We start from the raw sequence: 4,343 nt of genomic DNA, 5'->3' as shown, positions 1-4,343 counted from the left end.
ATCCAAAAGCTATCTACGTAACTGATTGGTTCGTAGTTAAGGACTTAAATCCTTACAACAACTATACGTAGCTATAGCTAGGAAACTTTTGCTACATCCAGATGGCGGTTGCCTACATTCTCTCTATCCGCCTATTGCTTAGGTTTGAAGAATTGGTACTCACCCTAATTATGTCTCTGTTGGTAGGATAGGAGTTATGATGTCGCAGTTTACTTGACTATGTCCCCCTTACCTGAGTCTTTAGAAAATGTTGTCAAGCGCTTTCGGCGGCTATCAACCCCTAAGCAACGCAATGAGCAGCTAATCTGGTATATGAAGCGACTCAAACCACTGCCAGCAGAGGCGGCGATCGCAGCTAATAGGGTTCAAGGTTGCGCTTCAACAGTGTATATCACGGCAACCCTAGATCAGGGTAAAGTCTGGTACCAAGGTGATGCAGATGCAGTGCTGGTGAAAGGATTAGTAGCCGCTTTAGTGGAAGGCTTAAGTGGACTGACTCCTGATCAGGTGTTACAGATTTCTCCAGACTTTATTACGGAAATGGGGTTGAATGAAAGTTTGAGCACTAACCGAGCAGGCGGATTTCGTAGTATTTTCGACTTTATGCAAGCTCGTGCCGCTGTCCTTAAACTAGCGGAGGAGAGCATGTTGTCCTGTGCTGACTAGAACTATCACTAGAAGAGATAACCCATGCTAACAACGAGTGACTTTTTAACAGCAACCTACTGGGGCGTAGGCTTGACGATCGCCGCAGGAGTTTTGGCTAGCCTAGCGTTTCTGTTCCGGTGGGGGATCCGCTTTCGCCTAGTTGGGGTAACCGGGTTTATGGGTGTGCTTACAGGAGGGCTGTTTGTCTTGAGCGTGGTGCCGTTTACGCGCACAGCTATTCCTGGCGCAGTTCCCTATACCGTTGTGTTTGACAACGGGGGTGCCCAAGTGGTGATAGCGGTGTCTCCTACCATTACTCCATCGGCATTGACCGCAACCTTACAGCAGGCAGCTAGTGACTTGTTTTCCTATGGGCGGTCGGGTTCTCGATTGGTGGTGCGTGCTCGGACGATCGTCCATCCCCAACCGGGCGTATCCCAGCCGCTTATCCTAGGCCAAGCAACACGTAATCTCTCTGAGCCAAAAGCCCCGTTAGAAATTGACTTAAACCAGGAAAACTTGGCTCAGTTACAGCAAGGGTAGGCTAAGGCTTCAGTGCTCAGTAGGAAACACCTATTCAGCGCGCATGGTATCTCACCAGAGGACACAGCTCTCGACGTAGTTGTTGTAGTCATTTCAGCTAGTCGCTTCAGCTAGCAGTGATCCGTTCGATTCCCATTTCCGCAAATAATCCGTCGAAGCGGCCACTCAGGTCAGCAACATATTCCCGTTGAGCATCATCAATTGCCAACCCTAGAAGTAGCTTTTCGGCTTGACGATCGCCGTTTTTGGCTTGTTGTCTCAGATAAGCCTTGATTTGCTTTAGGCGATCACAACGAATTTGGGTCAAATCACTCATACCGATACTCCGCGATGCAAGAACTCCCTAGTTTAACAGCCAACGTACTCAATAATCTTACTGAGCTAGAGGTACTACAACCCCATGAACGTCTGCCAACTACTATGGATATGTTCGGAATAGGTTCACTTCGACTTAACATTCTCACGAATTAACCCGTTAGTAGTTACCGAAGAGCAAATTCTCTATCAACACATGATAACCGTAATGTAGCTGGCTACACACCTAAACTAGTTGATTTCGGAGATTTTGTGCCGCTTGTGCCCACAATCAGGCAAAAATGAGGCAAAGTAAGAGCGGCTATGTGTGGTTTGGCTAAATGCAAGTATTTTCTTCCCAGCTTACTAAGTGGCCTCATCGATCTGCAGTTATCGTGCTTGCTATTGGATTTCTGTTTCGACTGGTGATTGCACTGCTACTTCCGCCTGGTTTTGATGAGACCTACTACTTTACCTATACACTTCACCCAGATTGGAGCTACTTTGACCACCCACCACTGGTGGCGTTGGTAACAGCGATTGGTCCATGGTTAACTGGTGGACAGGTGACTCAGTTTACTATTCGCATTGGCACGTTGCTAGTTTACACCGGGACGCTGTGGTGGCTATATCGTGCAGGAGTGCGGTTGTTTTCACCCCAAGCAGGGTTATTGGCTTTGATCATTGCGACGATCGTGCCCATTTTTCAGATGGTTTTTGGCATTCTGGTACTGCCAGATGTACCCCTAATGTTCTTCTGGACGGCTGTGCTCTATTGGGCTGCTGTGGAATTTTTCCCCCCGTCAGAGTCATACCAGCCAACTTGGCGACTGGCCTTGATCGGTCTGCTTGTGGGGGCAGCCTGTTTAGGCAAATATCATGGGTTTGCCCTAGGTGCTGGTCTAGGAGCATTTTGTCTGTTTAGCCCTCGGCATCGATCGGCTCTGGTTTCCCCTTGGCTGTTGCTAGGTGCTGTGCTGTTTGTGGTGGCACTCTTCCCCGTGTTGTACTGGAATTGGCAGCATGATTGGGTGTCATTTCGATTTCAGTCAGGGCGGGCGGTGCCCACAGAAGGCTATCGCCTCTTAGATGCCTTGGGTGTATTTCTAGTGCATGTAGGCTATATGTTTCCCACGATTGGCTTTGCCCTCTGGTGGCTGATAGTCCGCTCAGTTATTGACCAGGTTTTTCCTAGATCATTGTCTGATCAGCAGTTGCGTCTGAAGCAACAATTGATCTTATGGGTATCGCTGCCGATCGCGTTGGCATTTACCCTAATGGGTGGTTATCGGCAAATTTTACCGTCCTGGACAATGCCCGGATTTTATGGATGTACCCTGTTACTGGGGTATCAAGCAAGCCAGTGGCAGCAAACTGCTCCCAAGACGGTGCGGCGATGGTTACAAGGTTCAGCCCTTGCTGTAGCCACCCTAGCAGTCATTGGTTTACTGCATGTGAGTTTTGGCCTGTTCCAAAAGCCCCGAATACCCTCTATTTTCCCTATCTGGGATGTGCACTCTGATCCCTCAACTCAGTTGTTTGATGTACAACAACTCCGTCGGGGCATTCTTCAATCTCCCTTTCGAGAAGCCTTGCAGGACTCTAGCTTTATCTTTACCAATGACTTTTTTGTAGGTGGTCAGTTGGGCATGGCGCTAGCACCAGCTACTGATCGACCTATTACATGTTTTTCGGCAGACTTACGCGGCTTCGCCTTTTGGTCACGACCTGATCAATGGCTTGGCAAAAATGCGTTGTATATTACTACCGAACGCTTTCAGCTCAAGACGGGCACGGCTGAGTATGCACCCTATTTTCAGTCGATCGCCCTAGTGGGCAAAATTCCTATGCGACGAGCTGGTGTAGCGACGGAGGTATTTTTGGTCTACCATGCCAAGACGTTGCTCAAGCCCTATCCTCGTCCCTACGGTATTTCCTAGCAAGATTTCCATGGCTCTGGGGCTATGAGATCCGTAAGTAATGGATACAATCCTAAAACCCTTAGCCGCTAAGGAATATCAGGGATAAGCTAATTCCCTTGATCTGCATTGATCGCTGCCTTGACCACTCAGAAAAGCGTTAAGATGATGCCAATGGCTTTGGATCTAGGTAGTGACTCCTAAATATTGAATACTGCGGGTACGTTTGATGTTACTGCCTGAACAGATTTTGCCGTAGGCATTGTGGGGTGGGCATAGCCCAACTCTAGGTACCAGGTTCAGTTGTTAGATACGTTCTTGAGTTCATCGTCTGCGACCTTATAACCTATTTCCTTAAAGCTATGCTGCAGTTTTTGCTAGGGCTAGCGATCGGACTGGCGATTATGGCTTGGTATCGACGGCGATTGCGTCTCCAGATAGCTGAGGCACTGGGCAATGTAGACCTTAGGGCATCGCTTGGTTCCCCCAGAACATTCAGAACATCGTCCCAGGTACCGATGGCCGCTGTTTTTCAGTTAGCCACCGTAGTTGGTCATCAACAAGAGCGTTGTCAACAGCTAGAACAACAAGTTGAGGCTTGGAAGCAGGTTCTTTACCGTGCACCGATCGCCTATCTTCAGTTGGATGACGAGAATCGCCTAGTTTGGTGTAACGCGGCTGCCCATAAATTGCTGGCTATCCCTCAGTGGGAACTCGTAACACCGCGGTTGTTGTTGCAGCTTGTGCGCTCCTACGAACTTGATCAGTTGATTGATGAAACTCGTGCTCATCAGCAGCCTGTGTGCACAGATTGGGTGTTTCATTTGCCCCTTTCCCCTGAAAGTGTGCCATCTGCCCAATCTCGGCGAGAGGGTATTTCTATCCGTGGCTATGGCCTGCCGCTGGCAAATGGACAAGTGGGTGTGTTCTTAGAAAACC

Annotated in this window: 5 protein-coding genes; 4 read left to right on the top strand and 1 reads right to left on the bottom strand. The window is 48.8% G+C overall.

Annotated elements, in window-relative coordinates:
- Positions 1-219 precede the first annotated feature (219 nt).
- Positions 220-666, top strand: coding sequence for a SufE family protein (locus NZ772_14735; protein MCS6814808.1), 447 nt, complete (start codon positions 220-222; stop codon positions 664-666).
- 24 nt (positions 667-690) lie between these two features.
- Positions 691-1,191 carry a Ycf51 family protein gene (locus NZ772_14730; protein MCS6814807.1) on the top strand — a complete coding sequence of 167 codons (501 nt, stop codon included), beginning with the start codon at positions 691-693 and terminating at the stop codon, positions 1,189-1,191.
- A 106-nt stretch (positions 1,192-1,297) separates the two neighbouring features.
- Here the strand turns inward: NZ772_14730 and NZ772_14725 are convergent, their stop codons facing one another.
- Complete coding sequence (locus NZ772_14725; GenBank protein MCS6814806.1) at positions 1,298-1,507, bottom strand: hypothetical protein; 210 nt, start codon at positions 1,505-1,507, stop codon at positions 1,298-1,300.
- Positions 1,508-1,826: 319 nt separating this feature from the next.
- Between NZ772_14725 and NZ772_14720 the strand changes: the two genes are divergently transcribed.
- Positions 1,827-3,425 (top strand): glycosyltransferase family 39 protein, encoded by a 1,599-nt coding sequence (locus tag NZ772_14720; protein MCS6814805.1) that lies wholly within the window; start codon positions 1,827-1,829, stop codon positions 3,423-3,425.
- Between the two features lie 341 nt (positions 3,426-3,766).
- On the top strand, positions 3,767-4,343 hold a 577-nt coding region (locus NZ772_14715), incomplete at its 3' end, for a histidine kinase (protein MCS6814804.1).

The organism is Cyanobacteriota bacterium (genome assembly GCA_025054735.1).
GTDB lineage: Bacteria > Cyanobacteriota > Cyanobacteriia > SKYG9 > SKYG9 > SKYG9.
Note: the sequence above shows the minus strand (reverse complement) of the source record. Positions and strands in the feature narration are given on the sequence as shown.

What these genes read in the sequence shown, in the direction of transcription:
- NZ772_14735 (MCS6814808.1), top strand. Translation starts at nt 220, where the DNA reads ATGTCCCCCTTACCTGAGTCTTTAGAAAATGTTGTCAAGCGCTTTCGG.
- NZ772_14730 (MCS6814807.1), top strand. Translation starts at nt 691, where the DNA reads ATGCTAACAACGAGTGACTTTTTAACAGCAACCTACTGGGGCGTAGGC.
- NZ772_14725 (MCS6814806.1), bottom strand. Translation starts at nt 1,507, where the DNA reads ATGAGTGATTTGACCCAAATTCGTTGTGATCGCCTAAAGCAAATCAAG.
- NZ772_14720 (MCS6814805.1), top strand. Translation starts at nt 1,827, where the DNA reads ATGCAAGTATTTTCTTCCCAGCTTACTAAGTGGCCTCATCGATCTGCA.